Below are 22,867 nucleotides of genomic sequence, written 5' to 3' on the forward strand. Positions count from 1 at the left end.
TCCGAAGACCCGCCCCCGTTCTCCAAGGCGGGGTTCAGGCCGACCGGACGGGCTCGGGCTCCTCGTCGACGCGCAGGTCATAGGCGGCGCGAGCGGTCATGATCTCGGGGACGTGCTCCTCGGACCAGGTCTTGATGCCCTCCATCAGCCGCACCACGCTGTGTCCCAGCGGGCTGAGCTCGTACTCCACCCGAGGCGGGATCGTCGGGTAAACGGTGCGGATCACCATTCCGTCGCGCTCCATGGTGCGCAGCGTCTGGGTGAGGCTCTTCTGGGTGATCCCGTCGAGCCTGCGGCGCAGCACGCCGAACCGGACGGGACCGCCCTGCAGGGCGTCCACCAGAAGGCAGGTCCACTTGTTGGCGATCGCCTCCAGGACCTTCCGGGAGCCGCAGTTGCGGAGGTACGCGTTGGCGGCGCCATGTTCACGCTGACGGGAGGCGGTTTCCATAAGGTACCTATATACCTCAAAGGTGCCTTCTTACAAAGGCATACCGGCCGGGCCGATGATTGCCGCAACGAACCGTTCCACAGAGGAGACCCAGATGCGCGCCATCACCCAGTCCGTCTTCGGCGACCCGTCCGTGCTCGTCACCGTCGAGACCGACCGGCCCGAGCCGGACCACGGCGAGGTCCTGATCAAGGTCGGGGCGACCGGGGTCAACCCGGTCGACGTCGCCGTCCGCTCCGGCGCCTACCCGCTGCTCGGCGATCCGCCCTTCACCCTCGGCTGGGAGGTCGCCGGCACGGTCGAGTCCGTCGGGCCCGGCGTGTCGGCCTTCGCCCCCGGCGACGAGGTGCTGGGCCTGCTCGCCTACCCCGGACCCGGGAACGCGTACGCCGACCACGTGCTCGCCTCGCACGACGAGATCGTTCACCGGCCCGCCGCCCTCTCCGTGCCGGAGGCGGGCGGGCTCCCGCTGGCCGGGCTGACCGCCTGGCAGGCACTGGTCGGCATCGTCGGCGTCGGCGAGGGACAGCGGGTGCTCGTCCACGCCGCCGCCGGCGGGGTCGGCCACCTGGCGGTCCAGATCGCGGCGGCGCGGGGCGCGCACGTCATCGGCACCGCGCGGGCCGCCAAGCACGACCTGCTGCGCGAACTCGGCGCGGACACGCTCGTCGACTACACCGCCGTCGACTTCGCCGCGGAGATCGAGCCGGTGGACGTGGTGTTCGACCTGGTCGGCGGGGAGTACGCGGAACGCTCCGTCGCCGTCCTCAAGCCGGGCGGCCTGCTCGTCAGCGCGATCGGCGGCGACCCGGGCCTCACCCCGGAACGCGCCGCCGAGCTGGGCGTACGGTTCGCGGTGGTGAGCGTGCGCCCCTCCGCGCCCGACCTGTCGCGACTGACCGCCCTGGCGGAGGCGGGCGGGCTCAGGGTCCACGTGGACCAGACGCTGCCGCTGACCGACGCGGCCAAGGCGCACGAGCTGCTGTCGGCCCGCCGTACCACCGGGAAGATCGTGCTGATCCCCTGACCCCGGCCGGGACGGCGGGCCCCGGATCAGGCGGCGGCGTACGGGCGCGCCGCCTTGCCGTCGCGCAGCGTCCGCGCCCACCAGGTGAGCTGGTCCAGCAGGACCTTGGCCGCGCCCTCGCACTCCTGCGGGCTGGTCGGGGCCCCGGCGTCGTCGAACCGGCTCCAGACGCCGTGGAAGCTGACGGTGTCGCGGACGGTCACCGCGTGCAGCTCCGCGAAGACCAGGCGGAGCTGCTCGACCGCCCTCAGGCCGCCGGACAGGCCGCCGTAGGAGACGAACCCGACCGGTTTGGTACGCCACTGCCGGTCGTGCCAGTCGATGGCGTTCTTCAGCGAGGCGGGGAAGCTGTGGTTGTACTCGGGGGTCACGACCACGAAGGCGTCGGCCGCGGCCAGTCGCGGGGTCAGGGACTCAAGGGTGCGGGCCGCCTCCGGGGCGGGCCCCGAGCCGAAGCCCGGTAACGCCAGCGGCAGCGGGAAGGCGGCCAGGTCGACGATGTCCACGTCCAGATCCTGGCGCGGGCGGGCCTGGTCGGCGAACCAGTTCGCGACCGTCGGGCCGATTCGCCCGTCCCGGACGCTGGCCACGATCACCGCGAGTCTGACGGTCTGCTCGGTCATGAGGATCCTCCGACGGTCGGGGCGCTCCGCATCCTTTACGGCGCCCTGCGAACAGGGTCGTACCTGAACCTTGGTTCAGGTCAAGGAGGAGAGGCGGGCCGCCGAGAGGTTTTCATCCGGCCCGGCGACCGGCGGCCTGTCACCCGGGACGGCCGCCCCTGCCCCGCGTGAGGCGGCACGGCTCCGTCCCGGTCGCGAGCCCCCGGCCGGGAGAGGTCATACCGGGGTGGCACAGACCCTGGACATTGGGCCGATGCTCCGGCGAGGACCTCTCCGCCACGATGCTCACATGCCTGTGACCGTGTTCGGCCTGTCCCCCGTCGAGCTTCCTGCCCTGGTGGCAGCCGTCGTGCTGGTGTCGGCCCGCTGGCTGCCGCCCGGCGCGCGCCGGCTCTCCACAACGGCCGGTGCGGCGGTCCTCACGGTGTCCGCGGTCGCACTGATCGTGCTCGGGATCCGCTGGCAGCTCGTCCTCGTCCTCGCCGGGGGGGCCGCCGCGTCGGCGTTCACCGCCCTCCCTCTCCTGAAACGGCGTGCCGGGCGACCCACGTGGCGGGCACCGTGGTGGCTTGCCCTGCCGGGGTCGGCGGCGTGCCTGGCCCTGGTCCTCGCGGGCGCGGTGGCGGCGTGGGCGCTGCCCGTGCCCGTGTTCCCGGAACCACCGGGCGCCTACGCCGTCGGGACCACCGTCGCGCAGTGGACCGACCCCGACCGCGCGGAGGCCGCGACGTCCCGGCCCGACGACAGGCGGATCGTCGTCGTCCAGCTCTGGTATCCCGCGCAGGGCGTCGCACCGGGCGCCCCCCGGGCGCACTACCTCGGCCGTACGGCCCGGGAGGCGCGGCTCGTCGCCCGCGGCGAGGCCGACTACCTCGGCATCCCGGGTCTCCTGCTCGACGAGGCGGCGCGTGCCGGCACCCACGCGGTGCCCGGCGCCCCGGTCCCCGGCTCGGGCGGCCGGTTCCCCGTGGTGTTGTTCTCGCCCGGGCTCGGAGGGGTGCGGACCCAGAACACCGCATGGGCCGAGGACCTGGCCAGCCGCGGATACGTCGTGGCGGCCCTCGACCACCCCTACGACTCGGCCGTCGTCACCCTCGCCGGCGGCCGGACGATCCGCACCCGACTCGCGGCCACCGGCGACCAGGCCGAGGACGACAGGCGGCGGCCGGGTGGACGGCGGTCAGGGCCGCGGACCTCGGCTTCGTCCTCACCATGCTCGACCGGCTGGACCGCGGCGAGATCCCGGGTCCGCTGACCGGTCGGCTCGACACCCGCCGGGTCGCGGCGACCGGTCACTCCCTCGGCGGCGCCGCCGCCCTGCTGGCCGCCCGCCAGGACCGCCGGTTCGCGGCCGTCGTGAACCTGGACGGCTTCCCCCGCGATCCGGCGCCACGGCCGTTCCACCAGCCCGTGCTCGCGCTCACCCACGACGTCGGACCGGGCGAGGAGGCGAAGTACGTCTCCCGCCTCACCGGGGTGCTCCGGCTCAGCACGGCGACGGGCTACCGGCTCACCGTCCCCGGCTCGGCCCACCTCACCTTCACCGACGCCCCGCTCTACCTGCCGCCCCTGCCCTCGCTCGTCGGCTCCATGGGCCGGACCGCCGGGCCGCGCCTCACGGCGGCGGCCACCGCCGTCTTCCTGGACGCCACGCTCCGTGGCGAGCCAGGCGACCTGGCCACGGCCCTGTCCGCGTACGGTCACCTGACGGTCCACTAGAGGCGGCCACCGGGAGGAGGCGGCACGCGGCTCGAAGCCCTGCGGCCGTCTCCTAGTGGGGCGCCATGTCGACGAAGCGGCTGTAGTGGCCCTGGAACGCCACGGTGACCGTGGCGGTGGGGCCGTTACGGTGCTTGGCCACGATCAGGTCGGCCTCTCCGGCCCGGGGCGACTCGCGCTCGTAGGCGTCCTCCCGGTGCAGCAGGATGACCATGTCCGCGTCCTGCTCGATGCTTCCGGACTCGCGCAGGTCGCTGACCATGGGCCTCTTGTCGGTCCGCTGCTCGGGACCACGGTTGAGCTGGGAGATCGCGATCACCGGAACCTCCAGCTCCTTGGCGAGGAGCTTGATGGCCCGGGAGATCTCGGAGACCTCGTTCTGACGGCTCTCGGTCTTCTTGGGCGAGGACATCAGCTGCAGGTAGTCGATGATGACGAACCGCAGGTCGTTGCGCTGCTTGAGTCGGCGGCACTTGGCCCTGATCTCCATCATCGACATGTTGGGCGAGTCGTCGATGAACAGCGGCGCCTCGGCGACCTCGCCCATCCGCCGGGCCAGCTTGGCCCAGTCGTCGTCGGTCATCGTGCCCGAGCGCATGGCGTGCAGCGCCACCCGCGCCTCGGCCGACAGCAGACGCATGGTGATCTCGTTGCGCGACATCTCCAGGGAGAACACCACGGTCGTCATGCCGTGCTTGATCGCGGCGGACCGGGCGAAGTCCAGCCCGAGCGTGCTGTTGTGGGTGGGGACGCACGTCCGTCCGGCGAGGTACATGTGGTCGGCGGCGTCGACCTCCACGCACCTCACCGGCCGCGAGGGCACCGGCCGGACGTCGACGATCCGGCGGACCTCGGTCGTCGCACCGGCGCCGGTCACCTGCCGGACGGCCTTGTCGGGCAGCCGGAACACCTTGTCGGACGCCATGAAGTCGATCACGTGGTGGCCGTGGGGACCGGCGTCGCCGTCCCCGGTGACCGGTGCCGTCATGGTCGCCAGGTGGCCGAGGCTCAGGACCAGCTCGAAGGCGTCCCGGGCGAGCCCGTCACCGGTGATCGAGAGCCGGATCCGGCCGTCGGGGTCGACGTGGCCCCGGGTGTCGAGGAGACCCGCCAGCAGGGCGCGCCGCTGCTCGCGGGAGGCCCGCAGGTACGTCCCGGGAATGCGCTCCTGGCCGAGGACACCGAGGAGACCGGTCGTCGCGAGGGTTCCGGGAAGGCCGTCGAAGGCGTCGCCGGGCCGGCCGGGGGCGCGGCCGGGCGAGTCATCCGGGCCCTCGGCGGCGATCCACGACTCCTCGGCCTCCAGGTTGAGGACGATCTCCGGGTCGAGCGCGACCGGCCACGGGCCGTCGCCCTCACCGGCGTTCCGGGGATCCGTGGTGTTCCCGACGTCCGTGGCGTTCCGGGCGCCCATGGTGTTCCGGGGGTCCGTGGTGTTCCGGGCGTCCATGGCGTTCCTGCCGACGTCTCGGCCGGTGACCTCGCCGATGTCACGGCCCGGGCCGGTGCCCCCGATGCGGCCTGCCTTCCCATCGGCGGTGCCGGCGCCCTCAGCGGCCCCGGGACGACCGTTCGCGGTGGCACCGAGCCGGACGCCGAGCCCGACCCCGAGCGCGTAGGGAGAGAACGGCAGATCCCGTTCGGGCAGGTCGAACGCGGCGGCGACGGCGACCGCGTGCTCCGACCGCCCGCCGGTCGAGGTGGCGCGCAGCGTACGGGCGATCTCCTCCGTCGTGACGACGCTCTGGTGCGCGTCGGCGGCCCGGAAGGCGACGGCGCCCGGACGCGCGACGGCCTGGTGCGCGGTGACGCTCCGGTGAGCGGCGGTCCCGGAGACGCCGGCCTCGGAGACAGCGGTCCCGAAGACAGCGGTCCCGGAGACGCCGGTCCCGGGGGCGCTCAGTGTCCGCCACTGGTGCTGCGCGTCGGCGACGATCACCGTGCCGTCGTCGAACTCCACCTCGTAGCAGGGGCGCCCGTGCATCACGCCGGTCGCCGCGACCACCCGGGTCGGCCTGCCGTCCGCGCCGATCAGCCGGTCCCCCGGCCTCACCTCGCCCATGGTCGTCCAGCCGTCCGGGGTGGGGAGCGGCGTGTCGAGGGCGAGCGCCTTGCCGATGGCGGGGCGGGCGGCGACGACGATCATCTGACCGGGGTGCAGGCCGTTGGTGAGCGCGTCGAGATCCTGGAAGCCGGTGGGGACGCCGACCATCTGACCGCCCCGGCCGCCGATGGCCTCCAGCTCGTCCAGGGCGCCCGGCATGATGTCGGCCAGCGGGACGTAGTCCTCGGAGGTGCGGCGCTCGGTGACCTTGTAGATCTCCGCCTGGGCGCGGTCGACCAGGTCGTCGACCTCTTCGTCCTGCCCCCCGTAGCCGTAGGAGACGATGCGGGTGCCGGCCTCGATGAGGCGGCGCAGGATGGCCTGCTCTCGGACGATCCGCGCGTAGTAGCCGGCGTTGGCCGCGGTCGGCACGACGGCGGTCAGCGTGTGCAGGTAGGCGCCGCCGCCGATCCGGGCGACCTCGCCCCGTTTCTGCAGCTCGTCGAAGATGGTGACGGCGTCGGCGGGGTCACCGCGGCCGTAGAGGTCGGTGATGATGTCGTAGATGATCTGGTGGGCGGGCCGGTAGAAGTCGTCGGATCGCACGATCTCGACCACGTCGGCGATGGCGTCCTTGGAGAGCAGCATGCCGCCCAGGACCGACTGCTCGGCCTCGATGTTGTTCGGCGGGGTGCGCTCGAATCCCGGCTGGAAGACCGGTGGCTCCGCGATGCTCACCGCACACCCCCTCTTTCGAACACAGTTGCGTTATCTCTATTTGTAGCCGACCGGGCTGACAGTTTCGCCGCTCCGCGCCATGCTGGCAACGCGGCCTGTAGACAGGGGTGTGGATAAGCTGTGCAGTTCTCCCCCCAGGGTGTGGGCGCCCTGGGGACAGCCTTGTGGATAACTCTTGTCCACATCTGTGGATAACCCTGTGACCAGCGGAAACGTCATCCACCGCCTGTGGAGAAAAGAAAGTTGGGGCGACACGCCGAGAGTGGCCCCAGATGGCAGGACCCGACCGCTTCCTCCCGCCGGTGATCCATCTGCGGGTAAGGGGCACAATAAATACGTGCCTCTTACTTCTGGCCCCGGGCGCTCCGGCCGCCGAGGTCGTCCCGCCCGCGACGGCCGGCCGGGCCGTGACGGCCGACCGAGTCGTCCCGGTCCCCCGGACGATGACGAGAGCCCGGACGGTGACGAGAGCCCGGACCGCGACGGCCGTGCGGGCCGTGACGGCCGTGCGGGCCGTGACGAACCCGCGGGACAGGACGGCCCCGCGGGTGGCACCGGACACGCGAACCGGGCCGGGGGGTCCCCGGACCGCGAGTACGACCGGCAGATCCTGCGGCTCGCACTGCCCGCGTTCGGAGCCCTGGTGGCCGAACCGCTCTTCCTGCTGACCGACACCGTCGTCGTCGGCCGCCTGCCCGCTCCCGCCCTCGGCGCCCTGGGCGTGGCGAGCACGGTGCTGAGCTTCCTGGTGGGGCTCTGCGTCTTCCTGGCCTACGGCACGACCGCGGCGGTGGCCCGGCAGATCGGGGCGGGCGAGACCGGCCGTGCCCTGCGGCAGGGTGTGGACGGCCTCTGGCTGGCCGCCGGGGTCGGAGTGGCGATCATCCTGGTGGTATGGCCGCTGGCCCCCTGGCTGGTCCAGCTGATCGGCGCCGAGGGGGAGCTCGCCCGGCAGGCGGTGACCTATCTGCGGATCAGCCTGCTGGGCGTCCCGTCCATGCTGCTGGTGCTGGCGGGCACGGGCGTGTTGCGCGGCATGCAGGACACCACCACCCCGCTGCTGGTCTCGGTGGGCGCCTTCCTGCTCAACGCCGGGCTCAACGTCCTGTTCGTGCTGGGACTCGGTTGGGGCATCGCGGGCTCGGCCTGGGGCACGGTACTGGCCCAGTCGCTCGCCGCCGCCGTCTATCTCGGCCTGATCCTCGTCCGGCACCGCGCCCCGCTGCGTCCCGACCTGGCGGGCGTGCGCGCCGCGGGCTCGGCCGGGATCGCCCTGGTCGTCCGTACGGCCTGCCTGCAACTGGTGCTGGCCATCGCGGCCGCCGCGGCCACCCGCATGGGAGAGGACCAGATCGAGGCGCACACGATCGCCGCCAGGATCTGGACCCTGCTGGCGTTCGCCCTGGACGCCATCGCGATCGCCGGGCAGGCGATCACCGGCCGCGCCCTGGGCGCGGGCGACGTGGCGGGGGTGCGCGGGGCGACCTGGCGGATGGTGCTCTGGGGTGTCGGCTCGGGCGTGGTGCTCGGGCTCGCCGTGGTGGCCGCCCGGCCGTTCGTGCCCGGCCTGTTCGACGCGGGGCCCGCGGTGTCGGCACACCTGCTCGGCCCGCTCTGGGTGGTGGCCGCCCTGCAGCCGGTCGCCGGGGTGGTGTTCGTGCTGGACGGGGTGCTCATCGGTGCCGGGGACCGGCGCTACCTCGCCTGGGCCGGGATATGGACGACGCTCGCCTACCTGCCCGCCGCGTACCTGGTGGACCTGGGCGGCGGTGGCCTGGTGGCGCTCTGGCTGGCGCTCGGCCTGTGGATGGCCGCCCGGCTGGTGACCCTGTCGGTCCGGGCGTACGGGACGGCATGGCTGGTGGTGGGCGGCTGACCGGGCACCGCACGGGCCGACCGGGAACCGTGCCGGACGGCGTACGGACTTCTGGCCGAAAGCCGGACCTGAGCCGGGCCGGAAATCGTGCCGGGGTGGGGTCCGGGCGGGCGTGACTCCGCCGACCGGAGGGAGCGTCGCCCGGTTTCCCCGTTCCACAAGGGGATGCGGGCCGATTCGCGGTGACCGGATCGGCGGGTGATGCGCCCGTGACGGCCGGTGCCCACAGGCCGGGTGATCCATGCGTGACACTGTGGTGTCCACCACGTAACCGGATAGCCCTTGTCCAGCGGAACTCTCCTACGGCACTGTGAAACAAGTCCGGCAATATGGGTTATTCACCCACCACGATTGGTCACATCGTGCCCGAAGGTCCTTCCCTGTCGATAGTCCGCCGTATGCCACCGAGCCATGCCACCGGCCGGTGGACCGGCGCGCGCCACGGCCTGCCCACCGCCTACCGCAGGAAGGACCTCATCGTCCTCGGCCTCGGTGTCATGATCGGCGCGGGCATCTTCAGCCTCGCGGGCCGTCAGGCGGCGTCCATGGCCGGGCCGGGCGTGATCCTCTCCTTCATGATCGCCGGAATCACCACCCTGCTCGTGGCCTTCTGCTTCGCGGAACTGTCCTCGGCCATGCCGAGCTCGGGAAGTGCCTACACCTTCACCTACGTCATCTTCGGCGAGGTGTGGGCCTGGGTGGTGGGCTGGTCCCTGGTGATGGAGCTGCTGCTGGCCACCTCGGTGGTGGCCCGCGCGTGGTCGCTCTACGCCGCCCAGATGCTGACCGACTTCGGCGTGACCTTCCCGGACCTGATCTCCGGGGTGGTCGGCCAGCCCGAGGGGTTCGACCTCTTCACGCTGTTCATCCTGGTGGTCCTGACGGCCGTGGTGGCCCTGGGCGCCCGCGTCGGCCTCCGCGCACTGTGGATCATCGTGGTGGCCAAGCTGCTCGCCATCGGCGCGGTCATCGTGGTCGGTGCCCTGCACTTCGACCAGAACAACCTCGCGGCCATCCCGGTGCCGGCGGCGCCCGCGGCCAAGGCGGCGGACACCATGGACTCCCCGGTCCTCGGGATCATCTTCGGCCAGACGGGCGCCTTCGGCTGGTTCGGCATCTTCGCCGCCTCGGCGGTCATCACCTTCGCCTACATCGGCTTCGACGTCGTGGCCACCGGAGCCGAGGAGGCCGAGGACGCCCCCCGCTCGATGCCGAAGGGCATCATCCGCAGCCTGGTGATCACCACGGTCCTGTACATCTCGGTCGCCGTGGTGATGGTCGGCATGACCCCGTACGACGAGATCAACAAGGACGCGCCGCTCGCCAACGCCTTCCGCAGCGCCGGCGAGGGCTTCATGGTGCACATCATCAACATCGGGGCCGTGCTCGGCCTCACCACCGTGATCCTGGTGCTGCTCGTCGGCCTGACCCGTGTGCTGTTCTCCATGGCCCGCGACGGGCTGATCCCCCGCTCGCTCTCCAAGATCAACCGCAGTTACCACAGCCCGACGCGGGCCACGCTGATCATCGGCTTCCTGGCGATCCTGCTGGCCCAGTTCGTGAACGTGCTCACCCTCGAACCGCTGGTCGTGATCGGCGCCCTGTTCGTGTTCATCGCGGTGGCCGCGGGGGTGCTCAGGATGCGCAGGACGATGCCGGACCTGCCCCGCGGGTTCCGCACGCCGCTCTCCCCGGGCGTGCCGATCGCCTCGATCCTCGCCTGCCTGTGGCTGATGGTGAACCTCCAGCTCATCACCTGGCTGTACTACATCATCTGGATGGCCTTCGGCGTGCTGGTCTACCTGGTGTACGGCAGGCGCAACAGCGTGCTGGCCGAGCTGTCGCAGACACCGCCCGCGCCGCCCGAGCCGCCCGATGACCGCTCCCGCCGGGGACCCTTCGACCCTCCCGGCCCGTCCGATCGCTCCGGCCCCGGCGGACCCGGCACCGGCGGACCCGGGCCCTACGGGTCTCCCGGGCCCTACGGACCGCCCGGGCCCTACGGGCCGCCCGGGGGCTCCGGTCCCTACGGACCGCCCGGGGGTTCCGGCCCCTACCCCCAGCCCGGTGGTCCGGGACCCTACGGACCTTCGGGGCCTTCGGGTCCTCCCACGCCCCCTGGTCCGTACGGATCGCCGGGCCCCTACGGGCCTCCCGGACCCTACGGACCGCCCGGCGGTTCCCGGGGCAGGCACCGCCGCTGACGCGGCGCAGAAGGCTGATGCAGCGCAGAGGGCTCCCTCTCCCCGGGAGGGGGCCCTCGTGGGCCCTCGGCGGGCCCTTTCCTCAGTCCGTGCACCCCGCGCGGCCCCCGCACAGGCACGAAAGGGTACGAGGGCGGCAGGGCACCCGGCGGCACAGGGACGCCGGGCGGCTCACATGCGCCCGGCCTCGAGCACCGTCTGCACGAACTCCCTGGTGCGGGCCTGCCGGGGAGCGGTGAAGATCTGCTCGGGAGTGCCGCGCTCCAGCAGCACGCCACCGTCCAGGAAGCAGACGGTGTCGGCGATCTCGCGGCAGAAACCCATCTCGTGGGTGGTCAGGATCATGGTCATCCCGCCCGCCTTGAGCTCCCTGATGATCTCCAGCACCTCCCTGACCAGCGCCGGGTCCAGCGCCGAGGTGACCTCGTCCAGCAGCATCAGGCGCGGCCTGGTGGCCAGGGCCCGGATGATGGCGGCGCGCTGCTGCTGGCCGCCGGAGAGCTGGTCGGGGTAGGCGCCCGCCTTGTCCGCCAGGCCGAACCTGTCCAGCAGCTCCCTGGCCTGCCGCTCGGCCTCCCGCCTGCCCACGCGGTGCACCTTGCGGGGCGACAGGGTGATGTTGTCCAGCACGGTCATGTGCGGGAACAGGTTGAACGCCTGGAAGACGATGCCCATCCGCTTGCGCACCTCGTCCGGGTCGGCCCGGGCGTCGGTGATCTCCTCGCCGTCCAGGAGGATCGTGCCGTCGTCGACGGTCTCCAGCAGGTTCACGCAGCGCAACAGCGTGGACTTGCCCGATCCGGACGCCCCGATCAGGCAGACCACCTCATGCGGTTCGACCTTCAGGTCGATGCCGCGCAGCACGCTGTGACCGCGGTAGTTCTTCCACAGGCCCTCGACGCTCAGCAGGCTCATGACCCCTCCTCCGCCGTCACCGGGCGGCACACCCGGCCGTGACCGCCCTGACCGCCCTGACCGCCCTGACCGCCCTGACCGCCCTGGCCGCCGATCCGCCCGCTCACTGGCTCCGCCGCCGCTGCGAACGCGCCGCCAGGTAGTCGGTGAAGCGCGCCATCGGGATCGTGAGCAGGATGAACAGCAGTGCCGCCACCAGGTAGGGCGTGTAGTTGAAGGTGCTGGCCGCGTGGATCTGCGCCTGCCGCAGCGCCTCCAGCGGGCCGATGGTGGCGACGAGCGCGGTGTCCTTCTGCAGCGAGACGAAGTCGTTGAGCAGCGGCGGCACCACCCGTCGCGCCGCCTGCGGCACCACCACGTAACGCATGGTCTGGCCGTGGCTCAGCCCCAGGGAACGGGCGGCGGCGCGCTGGCTGGGGTGCACCGACTCGATGCCGGCCCGGAAGACCTCCGCCACGTACGCGCCGTAGGAGAGGGTGAGCGCGATGATGCCCAGCGTCGCCAGGTCCGTCGGCGTGCCCTGCAGGTCGAGCGCGGGCAGGCCGAACCCCACGAGGTAGATGATCAGGATCGTGGGGATCCCGCGGAAGATGTCGGTGTAGAGCACCGCCAGGGCGCGCAGCGGGAAGAACACCGGGGCCTGCAGGTTGCGGATCAGCGCGACCAGCAGCCCCACGACGAGGATCAGCGGCTCGGCGATCAGGAAGATCTTGATGTTGAGCAGGAAGCCGCTCAGCACGTCCGGCAGCGCCTCCAGGAACTGGCCGGAGTCGAAGAACGTCTCCCGTACCCGCGGCCATCCCGGAGAGGTGGTGAAGAGCCAGGCGAGCAGGACGATCACCAGGACGGTCGAGACCGTCGCGACGGAGCCGGAGCGCAGCGACGACCGCCTGCGCAGCCGTTCCCGCTCGATCTGACGGTCGCTCTTGGTCCAGCCGTCCGGCACCTGCAGGCGTTCGTCGTTCCTCATCGGACGTCGTCGGTCGTGCGGGGGCGTGACGTCACTTCAGCTCCGGGGCACCCGCGGCGGAACCGAGCCACCGGGTCTCGATCTTCGCCAGCTCACCGGACGTGACCAGCTCCTCGATCGCCCCGTCCACGCAGCCCACCAGCGGGCTGCCCTTCTCGAAGACCGCGCCGAAGACCTCGGGAACGCCGGAGGCGGTGCCGAACTGACCGACGATCCTGGAGTTGTCGACCTGGGCCGCGGTCACGTAGAAGGCCGTGGGCAGGTCCACCACCACGGCGTCGACCTGCTTGTTCTTCAGCGCGTTCACGGCGTCGATCTGCTCGTTGTAGACGTTGGGGTCGGCCGAGGGACGGATGACGTCCTTGACCGCCTGCAGCGAGGTGGTGCCGACCTGAACACCGATCTTGGCGTCCTTCAGGCCCGCCAGGTCGGTGGCGGAGGCGACCTTGGAGCCGTCCAGCGCGACCACGGCCTGCTTGACCGTGTAGTAGCCCTTGCTGAAATCGACCACCTTGGCCCGGTCGGGGGTCACCGAGACCTGGTTGAGGTCGAAGTCGAACTGCTTGGCGCCGGGGGCGAACGCGGAGTCGAACTTCACCGTCGCCCAGGTGACGTCACCGGCGGCGAAGCCCAGCCGGTCCGCGATGGCGTAGGCCACCGCGCTCTCGAACCCCTTGCCGTTGGACGGGTCGTCGTCGGCGAACCACGGCTCGTAGGCGGGCTTGTCGGTGCCGATGGTCAGCTTGCCGGGGGTCTTCAGCGGCAGGCTCTCCTTGGCGCACGCTCCGGCTCCGGTCCCGGGTGAGGCCGTCCCGGTGGCACCCTGGGCCGAGGGGCTCGCCTGGGTCGTTTCCGAGGCCGGCGCACAGCCCACCACGGCCGCCGCGAGGGCGCCGAGGGCGAACAGCGTCGAGGGACGGACCATGACATGACCTCCAGATGAATCAGCGACCCCCGAATTGTACGTATCCGCGATGACCTGGGACGACAGGGGTGCACCGGAGGTGGCGGAGCGCTCCCGCGGAGGACACGGCGCGGCCTTCGAACGGCATGGACGGTCCCGGACAGGAACATGGCGGTTCTGGACGGCACGGGCGGTCCCGGAACGGGCACGGGCGGTCCCGGAACGGGCACGGGCCCTCTCCCCGTCGGGGAAGAGGGCCCGTGTCAGGTAAGGCAGGTCAGGCCGCGACGACCTCGACGTCGAGGGAGGCGGAGACCTCCGGGTGCAGCTTGACGCTGACCCGGTGGGTGCCGAGGCTCTTGATCGCGGGAGCGATCTCGATGCGGCGGCGGTCGAGCAGGGGGCCACCGGCGGCCTTGACGGCCTCGGCGACGTCGCCCGTGGTGATGGAGCCGAACAGACGGCCGGACTCGCCGGCCTTCGTCTTCAGCTGCACCTTGAGGGCCTGGAGCTGGCCCGCGACCTCCTTGGCGGTGCCGAGGTCGCGGATCTCGCGGGCGTCACGAGCCTTCTTGATCGAGGCGATCTGCTTCTCGCCGCCGCGCGTCCACAGGATCGCGAAGCCGCGGGGGAGCAGGTAGTTGCGGCCGTAGCCGCTCTTGACCTCGACGATGTCACCGGGCGTGCCGAGGCCGGTGACCTCACTGGTGAGAATGAGCTTCATCTGTCCGACCTCCCTTAACGCGCGGTGCTCATGTACGGCAGGAGCGCCATCTCACGAGCGTTCTTGATAGCGGTCGCCACGTCACGCTGGTGCTGGGTGCAGTTGCCCGTCACCCGGCGGGCACGGATCTTGCCGCGGTCGGAGATGAACTTCCGAAGCAGCCCCGTGTCCTTGTAGTCGACGTAGGAGATCTTGTCGTGGCAGAACAGGCAAACCTTCTTCTTGGGCTTGCGCAATGCCGGCTTGGCCATCGTGGTGCTCCTTTCAGAGCCCCGCCTTCAGGCGGGAATGGTCGCTGCGGATATGGACCGGGGTGCGGGGCGCGATCGGGGCCGCCCCGCAGGAGTCTGGCTAGAAGGGCGGTTCGTCGCTGAAGTCGCCGCCGCCGAAGCCGCCGCCACCCTGCTGGCCGCCCTGCTGCTGGCCGCCGCCCCCGTAGTTGTTGCCACCGCCGCCGCCGAAGCCGCCACCTTGCGGTGCGGCGGGCGCCGCGGAGGCCCACGGGTCGTTGGCCGGGCCGCCGCCGAAACCGCCGCCACCGCCACCGCCCTGACGGGCGGTCTTGTTGACCTTGGCGGTCGCGTTCCTCAGGGAGGGGCCGACCTCGTCGACCTCCACCTCGTAGACGGTGCGCTTCTCGCCTTCCTTGGTCTCGTAAGACCTCTGGCGCAGCCGTCCCTGGACGATGACCCGCATGCCGCGCTGCAGGCTCTCGGCGACGTTCTCCGCCGCCTGCCGCCACACGTTGCAGGTCAGGAACAGGCCTTCGCCGTCCTTCCACTCGTTGGTCGTCTTGTCGAGGAACCTCGGAGTGGACGCGATGCGGAACCGGGCCACCGCTTGCCCCGTTGGGGTGAAGCGCAGCTCGGGATCGTCGACGAGGTTGCCGACGATGGTGATCGTGGTGTCGCCTGCTGCCATGGCTAGCGCTGCCCTTCCTGCGGCCTTCGCTGGTTATCGGCTCAGAGTACGGCTGCCGTCCGACAAAAGCCGGGGTTTAGTGCACGTCCGGGCGCAGGACCTTGGTCCGCAGGATTCCCTCGTTGAGGTTCATCTGCCGGTCGAGCTCCTTGACGGTGGCCGGCTCGGCGCTCAGGTCGATGACGGCGTAGATGCCTTCGGGCTTCTTCGCGATGTCGTAGGAGAGCCTGCGGCGGCCCCACACGTCGACCTTCTCCACGGTTCCGCCGTCGTTGCGGACGACCGTGAGGAACTGGTCGAGGGAAGGGGCGACCGTACGCTCATCGAGCGAGGGGTCAAGGATGACCATCACTTCGTAACGGCGCATGCTGACTTCCAACCTCCTCTGGACTGTTGCGGTCACGACACGGTGTCGTGACAGGAGGACGCTGACGTACCGCACCCCTGGCGCCCATTTCGGCGTCCGGGGTGGAGGGTGGGCGATAACACACCCGTTCGACGTAGCCGTGTCAGCCTACCAGTCCGGCGGGGGTTGGCCCGTCGCCTCGCCGGGCACGTCCCGGGGTGAGAAAGAGGAGGCGATGACCATGCCTCATGTGTTCGGTCCCGCCCGGCAGGGGCGCTTCCGGTTCACCCTGAACAGCGACGGACGGCCGCACACCGTGGAGAACGCGCTCAGCGTCGTCACGGTCGTGTGCGGGCTGGCCGCCTTCGCGGCCGGGTTCCTCCCGGCCATGCACGTCCTCGCCTCGTGGGCGGGGGCGCTGGGGTTCGGCGTGGGGCTGTACTCGCAGTACGTCTCGGCGACCAGGCCGGAGCGCGCGCTGAACATCGTGGGAATCGTCGCCTCGTTCGTCGGTGTGGCCTTCGGCGTCCACCACGGGGGCTTCCTCCCGTGACGCCCCGACGGCGGCCGAGGCCACACCGGCGATCGGTCGGTCAGGTGCCCAGGTGCAGGTCCACGCCCAGCAGCACCAGGAACCACAGGAGGATCGCGAGCAGTGCCTCGGCGATGTCCTTGAGCAGGGCGGGCGTGATGTAGTCGTACACCCAGGCGACGTACAGGCCGATCAGGACGTAGATGAGGAAGACGAGACTGATCCCTCGGCGACGGTAAGCCATGTGAACTCCTCGTTCTGGCCCGTGGGGGCGGGCGGTGGGGCGCGCCCTGCGACTGCCCCGGCCCCGGGCGTTGAAACGGCTACTCTCGGATACATGCCGCTTATCGGAGCTCATGTCGATCAAGACGATCCGCTGGCGCACGCCAGGGCGCGAGGCGCCGAGGTCGTGCAGTTCTTCCTCGGCGACCCGCAGGGCTGGAAGGGCCCGGTCATCGGCGAGGGGACCAGGCAGATCAAGGACTCGGACGTGGCGGTCTACGTGCACGCCCCGTACGTGATCAACGTCGCGACCGCCAACAACCGGGTCCGCATCCCCAGCCGCAAGCTGCTCGGCGCGCACCTGGCGGCCGCGGCCGAGCTGGGCGCGCGCGGGCTGATCGTGCACGGCGGGCACGTCGGGGCCGGTGACGACCCGCAGACGGGCTTCGACAACTGGCGCAAGGTGTTCGAGCGCCTGGAGGGGCACGACGTCCCGGTGCTCATCGAGAACACCGCCGGCGGCGGCAACGCGATGGCACGCAAACTGGAGCGCATCAGCCGGCTCTGGGACGCGCTGGACGGCTTCGACGTGGGCTTCTGTCTCGACACCTGCCATGCCCACGCGGGCGGGGAGGACCTGGCGGACGTGGTCGAGCGGATCATGGCGATCACCGGCCGCATCGACCTGATCCACTGCAACGACTCGCGGGACGCCTTCGACTCGGGAGCCGACCGGCACGCGAGCCTGGGCGCGGGCACGATCGACCCAGAGCTGATCCTGGGGGTGTGCCGGGCCGCCGGCGCGCCGATCGTGGTGGAGACTCCGGCCGACGGCCAGGCCCAGGACATCGCCTTCCTCAGGTCGAAACTGTAGACGGACGCGTGAACGGCGCGGCGGACGATCCACAGCCTGTGGATAACTTCATGGGATTACTTCTCCCCACGAATGGGTAAGGGTTCCCGCCGCGCCGCTCCGCCCCAGGTCAGCCCACCCAGGCACCGTCGACGAAGATCAGGGTGTTGAGGGCCATCAGCGGCCCCACCAGCAGGGCGTAGACGACGATGACCCATTTTCTCCACGGCGCCGGGCCGTTGCCCGCCCTGGCGATCAGGATGAAGAGCGGCCACCACAGCAGCGCCGAGCGCGGGACCGACAGGTAGTAGGCGGAGCAGAGCAGGGCGCCCACCTGGAGCCCCACGTACACGAACTCGCTCCACCTGCGCATCAGGAGCAGGACCAGCACGAGCACGATCCCGACGAGCGCCCCGGCGATCTCCAGCCGGAACGCCCAGGCGACCCTGCCCTCGCCCATGGCCGCGTTCCACGTCGTCATCAGCGATTCCCAGGGCCAGACCATGTGCCGTCCCCAGCCGGCCTCCTGCGCGGTCTTCCAGGCCAGCCAGTCGCCGGTACGGGAGTACTGGTAGGCGGAGTACAGGGCCAGCGGCACGAACGGGAGCAGCAGCCACCCGGCCCGCCGTACGGGCTGCCGCCGGGCGAAGAACTCCACGATCAGCGCGCAGGCCAGGAACAGGCCGGTGATGCGCGCGCAGGAGGCGCCCGCGGCCAGGACGGCGGCCAGCGGCCAGCGGCCCTGGCGCGCCGCGAGCCAGGCCGGCAGGGCGAAGGCCAGGAAGAGCGACTCGCTGTAGCCCGCGAACAGGAACACCGCCATCGGCCAGAGCAGCAGCGCCAGCACCGCGCGCCACCCGGTCCCGGGGCGCCCCTCGAACTCGGCCAGCCTGGCCAGCGCCATCATCGCGACCGCCCCGGCCGCGAACGAGATCAGCAGCCCGGCGACCGTCCAGTCGCCCACCAGCAGGTGCACCGCGCGGAGCATCAGGGGCATCCCCGGGAAGAAGGCGGGCAGTCCCCTGTCGGGTTCGGCGCCCGGAACGCCGTCGTAGCCGTGCTCGGCGATGGTGACGAGGAGGTTGGCGTCCCAGTTGCGCCAGCGCTCCAGGAAGGGTCGCGGGACGGCGTCCCCCTCCATCATCGCCTGCGTCCCGACGACGACCAGGGCGATGATCCCCACGCGGGAGGCCAGCCAGAGCAGCAGCCCCTCCGTCGCGGTGTCGCGCGGGGGCTCGACGGGGGTGGTCACCTCGGCAGGAGTGGTCACAAGGTGGAATTGTCGCGGATCACCCGGTCTCGCTGCCAGACCCGGCGGCCATCGGAAGGATCACCTGGCCCGTCACGGGCCCGGGCGGATCGCCCGCCACCCTGGGCCGCGGGCGGTGAGCCCCGGGCCGCGACCCGTGAGCCGCACAGCCCGCGGGCCCCGGCCCGTGAGTGGCACGGCCCGGGGCCACGGGCCGCCGACGCTAGGAGAGCGCGAGCCTGAAGCGGTCGGGCGCCCCGTCGAAGACGCCGCCCGCCCGGTCGTCGCTCCCGTCCTCGCGGATCACGTCTCCCTCCGGGACGAGGATGTCCCGCACCACGAACCCCATCATGATCAGGATGGTGATCACGCGCCCCCACACCGCGGTGAAGTACGTGTCACCGGCGATGCCCAGGGCCTCGTTGCCGGGCTGGATGCCCACCAGGTAGAGCCAGATCGCGAAGAAGTACCAGCACTCGGCGAGCTGCCACAGCGCGATCGGCTTCCAGCCCGGCCTGGCCAGGACCGCGAAGGGGATCAGCCAGAGCACGTACTGCGGCGACCAGACCTTGTTGGTCAGCATGAACGCCGCCAGCGTGAGGAAGCAGAGCTGCATCAGCCGGGGACGCGTCCTGGCCGACAGCGAGATCACCGCGATGGCCAGGCAGAACGCGGCCAGCGAGACGACGCCCAGCTTGTCCAGGAGCTCACCGTCGCCCAGGACCGGCCACTGCTTCTGCTGGAAGAAGTACCAGATCGAGCCCCAGTCGGCCGGGCGTTCCTGGCTGAAGACGTAGAACCGCTTCCAGCCGTCGAAGGCGAAGACCATGATCGGCACGTTGACCACGAGCCAGGCGCCCACGACGCCGGCGAGCGTCTGCAGGAACGGCTTCCACCTGCCGGTGCGCAGCGTGAGCAGGAAGAGCGGGCCGAGGAACATCAGCGGGTAGAACTTCGTGGCGATCGCCAGGCCCAGCAGGACGCCCGCCAGCCACTGCCTCCGCTTCGACCAGGCCAGCAGCGCGCCCAGGGCGAGGGCGTTGGCCGCCAGGTCCCAGTTGATGTACGCGGTGAGGATCAGCGCGGGCGCCAGGGCGTACCAGAGGGCGTCCCAGCGCCGGGCCGGGCCGGCCAGCGTGGCCATCAGCAGCACGCCGACGACCAGGCAGATCGCCATCAGGACCACGGTGAGGTCGTAGAACGCCGTCCCGGGATCGCCCATGGAGCTCACGATCCGGCGGAAGAACTCCATGATCCCGCCGATGCCGACGGGGTACTCGACCGGGTAGTCGAAGTAGGGGACCTTGCCCTCGTTGAGCTTCTCGTTCCACCACAGGGGATAGATGTCGGTGTAGCAGAAGTTCGTGAACTGCAGCGTCCCGTGGTTCCACGCCCCGCCGACGCGGCACGGCCACTTCCAGAACCAGGCCAGCACCGCCCCCAGCCCGGCGAACAGGGCCAGGGGCACGTACGGAAGGGCGCGGACGCCGAACTCGGGCAGCTCGCTCCGGGGCGAGGTGAGGTTCTTCATCAGGGCCGCCGGCCGTTCTGGGCGGGTACCGGCACGGTCGCCGCGGCGGGGGTGCCGTTCTGGCCGAAGACCCCCTCGGGCTGCTGGTCCCCGAAGTCGTCCTCGCCTCCGCCTCCACCGCCGTCCCCGCCGCCGTCCCCGCCGCCGCCGTCTCCACCGCCGCCGTCCTGGCCGACGTCACAGGAGCCGTCCCAGGGCAGGCACTCGCCGTCGGGGTTCTGGGTCCCGTCGTCGCCGCCGTCGGGCCAGTTGTTCTCGTCACCGTTCTCCTCGGGGAACGGCTCGTTCTCCTCGGTCGTCGGCGTCGGGGTGGGGGTCGGCGTGGGCGTGGCCAGGTTGTTCTGGATGCCCGAGTCGGCCCTCGGCGGGAACGGCACGACCTCGTGCTTGGCGGTCGCGACCTGCATGAAGTCGTGCCAGATCTGGGTCGGGGTGCCGCCACCGCCGATGAAGGAGGGCATGGGCTCCTCCTTCCACAGGATCTTCTCGTTGGGGATCTTCTTGCTTGGCAGGCCGTACTTGTCGACCTTGTACCTGCGCGTCCCGGCCCGGTTGTAGGGCACGTCCTTGGCCATGCCGACCGCGGTGACCAGCTGCGGGGTGTACCCGACGAACCAGGCGTCCTTGTAGCCGTTGTTGGTGCCGGTCTTGCCGGCCACCGGGCGGGTGCCGATGTTCGCGGCGGTGCCGGTGCCGCTCTTGACCACGGCCTGGAGCGCGACGGTCGCGTCGGCGGCGGACTCGGGGGTGATCACCGTCTTCTCCACGGCCAGTTCCGGGTACTCGACCGCGCCGTTGGGGGCGATCACCTTGACGACGGTGTGCCAGTCGACGTGCTTGCCCTCGTTGGCGAAGATCGAGTACCCGGCGGCCTGCTCGACCGCGGTGACCGAGGCGCTGCCGATGGTGACCTGGTACTTCTGCTGCTCGACCGCGTAGTCGACGCCGTTCTTGCCGCCGTAGGCGGGGTTCAGTTTGGCCCTCTCGCCCACGCCCGCCTCGGTGGCGATCCGCGCCACCTCCTTGAGGGTGACGGCCTCGCCCATCTGCACGAACACGGTGTTGACCGAGCTGGCCATGGCCTTGACCATGTTGATCGGCCCGAATCCCTGGTTGCCCGAGTTGCTGATCGGGGTGGTGCCCGGCATCTTGATCGTGGGCTTGCCGTCGACGTAGCTGTTGAGCGACTTGCCGCTCTCCAGCCAGGCCGCGAGCACGTAGGGCTTGAAGGCCGACGCCGCCTGCTTGGTGGTGTCGAACGCGCGGTTGACCGAGTACCTGATGAAGTCGTCGCCGCTGTAGAAGGCGAGCACCCGGCCGTTCTTGGGGTTCACCGAGGCCATCGTGGCGTGGATGGTCGGGTCCAGCCCGGCGGTGCGGGCCTTCACCGCCTTCTGCGCCTCCTCCATGAGCTTCTTGTCGAAGGTCGTGTAGACCTTGTAACCGCCGGTCTCCAGCTCCTCGCGCGGGAGGCCGCGCGCCTTGAGCTCCCTCAGGACGATGTCGAGCATGTAGCCCTGGAGCCCCTTGAAGGGCTGACTGATCTTGTACTTGGCGAACTTCAGGTCCTCGAAGGGCTTGCCGACGTACTTGCCGTACTTCGCCGGGTCCATCTCCGCCATGTTCCGCAGGGCGATCTCGTAGCGCTCCTTGGTGGCGGCGTACTTCCCGGCCTTCTCCTGGACGTCGAAGGCGTTCGGGTTCTGGATGTGGCCGGCGAGGTAGGCGCCCTCCTGCACGGTCAGCTCGTCGACGTCCTTGTCGAAGAACTGCCGGGCCGCGGCCTGGATGCCGTTCGCGCCGCGGCCGAAGTAGATGGTGTTCAGGTAGCGCTCGAGGATCTCGTCCTTCGGCAGCTCTTTGCTGATCTTGACGGCGACGAAGATCTCCTTGATCTTGCGCTGCACCGACACTTCCTGGTTGAGACCCTCGTAGTAGGCGCGGGCCATCTGCTGGGTGATGGTGGAGGCGCCCTGCAGCTGGGTTCCGCTGACGGTGCTCCAGACCGAGCGGGCCATGCCGTACGGGTCGATGCCGCTGTCGGTGCGGAAGCTCTGGTTCTCCAGCGCGATGACCGCGTCCTGGACGTGCCTCGGGATCTTGCCGATCTCCACCGGGGTGCGCCTGACGCCCAGGCGGGCCAGCACGGTCTTGTTGTCGCCGTAGTAGATCACGCTGGCCCGGTCGTTCACGCTGTCCTTGGCGGTGGGGACCGGGGTGCCGGCGTAGGCGACCGCGATCATGCCGAAGACGCCGGCGGTGACGACCACGAAGCTGGCCATCAGGATCTTCCAGTTGGGCAGGAAGCGCGTCCACCTCTTCTTCTTCGGCGCGTCCTCCTCGCCGTCCCCGGGGCCGTGCCCGCCGGGACCTCCGGGGCCCCCGGGTCCGTCCGGTCCGGAGGCGGCCGGGCCTCCGGGAGCGCTCGTCGCCGCAGCGCCCGCGGCGCGACCGCGGCGCCTGCGCCCGCCGCCCTCGCCCGTCCCGGGGCGGGCGCCGCCCGCCTGCGCGGCCATCATCGACTGGGTGTCCTCGAACGCGGCCGCGGTGCGGCGGCCGGTGGGGTCGGTCTCGCTCCGGTGCGGATCACCGCCCCCGGCCCGTCCCGGTCCGGCCGCCGGTCCCTGCGCGGGGCCCGCGCCGTGAACGGCCTGCTCCTGCCGGGGCACGGCGCCACCGGGCCGGGGTGCGCCAGGGGGTACGCCGCGGGGTGCGCCGCCGGGGTAGGGCATGCCGCCGGGCTGGGGCATCATCGCGGTCCGGGGGTCGGTGCCCGCCCCCTGGGACGCCCCGGGGTGCCGGGACGGTGACGCCGGAGACTGCGCGGGACCGGGCTGTGGCTGCCGGGACGGGTCCCACCCACCGCCGCTGGTTTGGGCGTTTTGCGATGGGGGAACTGCACGGGGAGCGGCTCCTTGGCCTGAGCGACGGCGCCGCCCCTGACGAGCCGAACCCTCGGCGCCCTCCGGGCGCCCGTTCGGCTCCGGGTCATTGCTGTGGCTGTAACTCACGCGTCCT

The 22,867-nt window shown here is 71.2% G+C and carries 21 protein-coding genes; 7 read left to right on the forward strand and 14 right to left on the reverse strand.

What is annotated here, in order from left to right:
- Positions 1-34: 34 nt before the first annotated feature.
- Positions 35-451 carry a winged helix-turn-helix transcriptional regulator gene (locus tag ACZ6RT_RS26425; RefSeq protein ID WP_470156797.1) on the reverse strand — a complete coding sequence of 139 codons (417 nt, stop codon included), beginning with the start codon at positions 449-451 and terminating at the stop codon, positions 35-37.
- 94 nt (positions 452-545) lie between these two features.
- Here ACZ6RT_RS26425 and ACZ6RT_RS26430 point away from each other — a divergent pair, with 94 nt between their 5' ends.
- Complete coding sequence (locus tag ACZ6RT_RS26430; protein ID WP_470156799.1) at positions 546-1,478, forward strand: NADP-dependent oxidoreductase; 933 nt, start codon at positions 546-548, stop codon at positions 1,476-1,478.
- 26 nt (positions 1,479-1,504) lie between these two features.
- Here ACZ6RT_RS26430 and ACZ6RT_RS26435 read toward each other — a convergent pair whose 3' ends face one another.
- Complete coding sequence (locus ACZ6RT_RS26435; protein WP_470156801.1) at positions 1,505-2,101, reverse strand: NADPH-dependent FMN reductase; 597 nt, start codon at positions 2,099-2,101, stop codon at positions 1,505-1,507.
- A 289-nt stretch (positions 2,102-2,390) separates the two neighbouring features.
- Between ACZ6RT_RS26435 and ACZ6RT_RS26440 the strand changes: the two genes are divergently transcribed.
- On the forward strand, positions 2,391-3,356 hold the full coding sequence (locus ACZ6RT_RS26440; protein ID WP_470156803.1) for an alpha/beta hydrolase: 966 nt from the start codon (positions 2,391-2,393) through the stop codon (positions 3,354-3,356).
- Positions 3,314-3,820: an alpha/beta hydrolase gene (locus ACZ6RT_RS26445; protein WP_470156804.1), complete on the forward strand. Its 507-nt coding sequence runs from the start codon at positions 3,314-3,316 to the stop codon at positions 3,818-3,820. The genes ACZ6RT_RS26440 and ACZ6RT_RS26445 overlap by 43 nt, the downstream gene beginning before the upstream one ends.
- A gap of 52 nt (positions 3,821-3,872) precedes the next feature.
- Here ACZ6RT_RS26445 and dnaB read toward each other — a convergent pair whose 3' ends face one another.
- Entirely contained in the window at positions 3,873-6,602 is a 2,730-nt protein-coding gene (gene dnaB, locus ACZ6RT_RS26450) for a replicative DNA helicase (protein WP_470156806.1), read from the reverse strand.
- A 607-nt stretch (positions 6,603-7,209) separates the two neighbouring features.
- On the opposite strand from dnaB, the gene ACZ6RT_RS26455 reads away from it, so the two are divergent.
- Both ACZ6RT_RS26455 and ACZ6RT_RS26460 read left to right on the forward strand, forming a co-directional pair.
- Complete coding sequence (locus ACZ6RT_RS26455) at positions 7,210-8,478, forward strand: MATE family efflux transporter (RefSeq protein ID WP_399190622.1); 1,269 nt, start codon at positions 7,210-7,212, stop codon at positions 8,476-8,478.
- Between the two features lie 398 nt (positions 8,479-8,876).
- On the forward strand, positions 8,877-10,682 hold the full coding sequence (locus ACZ6RT_RS26460) for an APC family permease (RefSeq protein ID WP_470156808.1): 1,806 nt from the start codon (positions 8,877-8,879) through the stop codon (positions 10,680-10,682).
- A gap of 171 nt (positions 10,683-10,853) precedes the next feature.
- On the opposite strand, the gene ACZ6RT_RS26465 is transcribed toward ACZ6RT_RS26460, so the two are convergent.
- The 7 genes from ACZ6RT_RS26465 to rpsF all read right to left on the reverse strand — a co-directional run bounded on the left by ACZ6RT_RS26465 (position 10,854) and on the right by rpsF (position 15,483).
- Complete coding sequence (locus tag ACZ6RT_RS26465) at positions 10,854-11,597, reverse strand: amino acid ABC transporter ATP-binding protein (RefSeq protein ID WP_399190271.1); 744 nt, start codon at positions 11,595-11,597, stop codon at positions 10,854-10,856.
- A gap of 103 nt (positions 11,598-11,700) precedes the next feature.
- A complete protein-coding gene (locus ACZ6RT_RS26470; protein WP_399190273.1) occupies positions 11,701-12,567 on the reverse strand; it encodes an amino acid ABC transporter permease in 867 nt (288 codons plus the stop codon).
- Between the two features lie 31 nt (positions 12,568-12,598).
- Positions 12,599-13,492 (reverse strand): ABC transporter substrate-binding protein, encoded by an 894-nt coding sequence (locus ACZ6RT_RS26475; RefSeq protein ID WP_470156810.1) that lies wholly within the window; start codon positions 13,490-13,492, stop codon positions 12,599-12,601.
- A gap of 256 nt (positions 13,493-13,748) precedes the next feature.
- Positions 13,749-14,195: a 50S ribosomal protein L9 gene (gene rplI, locus ACZ6RT_RS26480; RefSeq protein ID WP_399190277.1), complete on the reverse strand. Its 447-nt coding sequence runs from the start codon at positions 14,193-14,195 to the stop codon at positions 13,749-13,751.
- 14 nt (positions 14,196-14,209) lie between these two features.
- Positions 14,210-14,446, reverse strand: coding sequence for a 30S ribosomal protein S18 (rpsR, locus tag ACZ6RT_RS26485; RefSeq protein ID WP_344892480.1), 237 nt, complete (start codon positions 14,444-14,446; stop codon positions 14,210-14,212).
- A 100-nt stretch (positions 14,447-14,546) separates the two neighbouring features.
- Positions 14,547-15,116 carry a single-stranded DNA-binding protein gene (locus ACZ6RT_RS26490; RefSeq protein WP_399190280.1) on the reverse strand — a complete coding sequence of 190 codons (570 nt, stop codon included), beginning with the start codon at positions 15,114-15,116 and terminating at the stop codon, positions 14,547-14,549.
- Positions 15,117-15,192: 76 nt separating this feature from the next.
- On the reverse strand, positions 15,193-15,483 hold the full coding sequence (rpsF, locus tag ACZ6RT_RS26495) for a 30S ribosomal protein S6 (RefSeq protein ID WP_030919721.1): 291 nt from the start codon (positions 15,481-15,483) through the stop codon (positions 15,193-15,195).
- 214 nt (positions 15,484-15,697) lie between these two features.
- On the opposite strand from rpsF, the gene ACZ6RT_RS26500 reads away from it, so the two are divergent.
- Positions 15,698-16,015: a hypothetical protein gene (locus ACZ6RT_RS26500; protein ID WP_399190282.1), complete on the forward strand. Its 318-nt coding sequence runs from the start codon at positions 15,698-15,700 to the stop codon at positions 16,013-16,015.
- 40 nt (positions 16,016-16,055) lie between these two features.
- Here the strand turns inward: ACZ6RT_RS26500 and ACZ6RT_RS26505 are convergent, their stop codons facing one another.
- On the reverse strand, positions 16,056-16,238 hold the full coding sequence (locus tag ACZ6RT_RS26505) for a hypothetical protein (RefSeq protein ID WP_399190283.1): 183 nt from the start codon (positions 16,236-16,238) through the stop codon (positions 16,056-16,058).
- 93 nt (positions 16,239-16,331) lie between these two features.
- On the opposite strand from ACZ6RT_RS26505, the gene ACZ6RT_RS26510 reads away from it, so the two are divergent.
- On the forward strand, positions 16,332-17,090 hold the full coding sequence (locus ACZ6RT_RS26510; protein WP_399190284.1) for a deoxyribonuclease IV: 759 nt from the start codon (positions 16,332-16,334) through the stop codon (positions 17,088-17,090).
- A 109-nt stretch (positions 17,091-17,199) separates the two neighbouring features.
- Here the strand turns inward: ACZ6RT_RS26510 and ACZ6RT_RS26515 are convergent, their stop codons facing one another.
- The 3 genes from ACZ6RT_RS26515 to ACZ6RT_RS26525 all read right to left on the reverse strand — a co-directional run bounded on the left by ACZ6RT_RS26515 (position 17,200) and on the right by ACZ6RT_RS26525 (position 22,518).
- On the reverse strand, positions 17,200-18,339 hold the full coding sequence (locus ACZ6RT_RS26515) for a hypothetical protein (protein ID WP_399190285.1): 1,140 nt from the start codon (positions 18,337-18,339) through the stop codon (positions 17,200-17,202).
- A 202-nt stretch (positions 18,340-18,541) separates the two neighbouring features.
- Positions 18,542-19,849: a glycosyltransferase family 87 protein gene (locus ACZ6RT_RS26520; protein WP_399190286.1), complete on the reverse strand. Its 1,308-nt coding sequence runs from the start codon at positions 19,847-19,849 to the stop codon at positions 18,542-18,544.
- A complete protein-coding gene (locus ACZ6RT_RS26525) occupies positions 19,849-22,518 on the reverse strand; it encodes a transglycosylase domain-containing protein (protein WP_470156812.1) in 2,670 nt (889 codons plus the stop codon). Before ACZ6RT_RS26525 ends, ACZ6RT_RS26520 begins: the two co-directional genes overlap by 1 nt.
- Positions 22,519-22,867: the final 349 nt, after the last annotated feature.

This window comes from Streptosporangium sp. NPDC050148 (genome assembly GCF_055586505.1).

Excerpts from the sequence above, each read along its gene's own strand:
- ACZ6RT_RS26430 (WP_470156799.1), top strand. The coding sequence starts at position 546 with ATGCGCGCCATCACCCAGTCCGTCTTCGGCGACCCGTCCGTGCTCGTC.
- ACZ6RT_RS26435 (WP_470156801.1), bottom strand. The coding sequence starts at position 2,101 with ATGACCGAGCAGACCGTCAGACTCGCGGTGATCGTGGCCAGCGTCCGG.
- ACZ6RT_RS26470 (WP_399190273.1), bottom strand. The coding sequence starts at position 12,567 with ATGAGGAACGACGAACGCCTGCAGGTGCCGGACGGCTGGACCAAGAGC.
- ACZ6RT_RS26500 (WP_399190282.1), top strand. The coding sequence starts at position 15,698 with ATGACCATGCCTCATGTGTTCGGTCCCGCCCGGCAGGGGCGCTTCCGG.
- ACZ6RT_RS26505 (WP_399190283.1), bottom strand. The coding sequence starts at position 16,238 with ATGGCTTACCGTCGCCGAGGGATCAGTCTCGTCTTCCTCATCTACGTC.
- ACZ6RT_RS26510 (WP_399190284.1), top strand. The coding sequence starts at position 16,332 with ATGCCGCTTATCGGAGCTCATGTCGATCAAGACGATCCGCTGGCGCAC.
- ACZ6RT_RS26490 (WP_399190280.1), bottom strand. The coding sequence starts at position 15,116 with ATGGCAGCAGGCGACACCACGATCACCATCGTCGGCAACCTCGTCGAC.
- ACZ6RT_RS26445 (WP_470156804.1), top strand. The coding sequence starts at position 3,314 with ATGCTCGACCGGCTGGACCGCGGCGAGATCCCGGGTCCGCTGACCGGT.
- ACZ6RT_RS26460 (WP_470156808.1), top strand. The coding sequence starts at position 8,877 with ATGCCACCGAGCCATGCCACCGGCCGGTGGACCGGCGCGCGCCACGGC.
- ACZ6RT_RS26425 (WP_470156797.1), bottom strand. The coding sequence starts at position 451 with ATGGAAACCGCCTCCCGTCAGCGTGAACATGGCGCCGCCAACGCGTAC.
- ACZ6RT_RS26475 (WP_470156810.1), bottom strand. The coding sequence starts at position 13,492 with ATGGTCCGTCCCTCGACGCTGTTCGCCCTCGGCGCCCTCGCGGCGGCC.
- rpsF (WP_030919721.1), bottom strand. The coding sequence starts at position 15,483 with ATGCGCCGTTACGAAGTGATGGTCATCCTTGACCCCTCGCTCGATGAG.
- ACZ6RT_RS26440 (WP_470156803.1), top strand. The coding sequence starts at position 2,391 with ATGCCTGTGACCGTGTTCGGCCTGTCCCCCGTCGAGCTTCCTGCCCTG.
- rplI (WP_399190277.1), bottom strand. The coding sequence starts at position 14,195 with ATGAAGCTCATTCTCACCAGTGAGGTCACCGGCCTCGGCACGCCCGGT.
- ACZ6RT_RS26465 (WP_399190271.1), bottom strand. The coding sequence starts at position 11,597 with ATGAGCCTGCTGAGCGTCGAGGGCCTGTGGAAGAACTACCGCGGTCAC.
- ACZ6RT_RS26520 (WP_399190286.1), bottom strand. The coding sequence starts at position 19,849 with ATGAAGAACCTCACCTCGCCCCGGAGCGAGCTGCCCGAGTTCGGCGTC.
- rpsR (WP_344892480.1), bottom strand. The coding sequence starts at position 14,446 with ATGGCCAAGCCGGCATTGCGCAAGCCCAAGAAGAAGGTTTGCCTGTTC.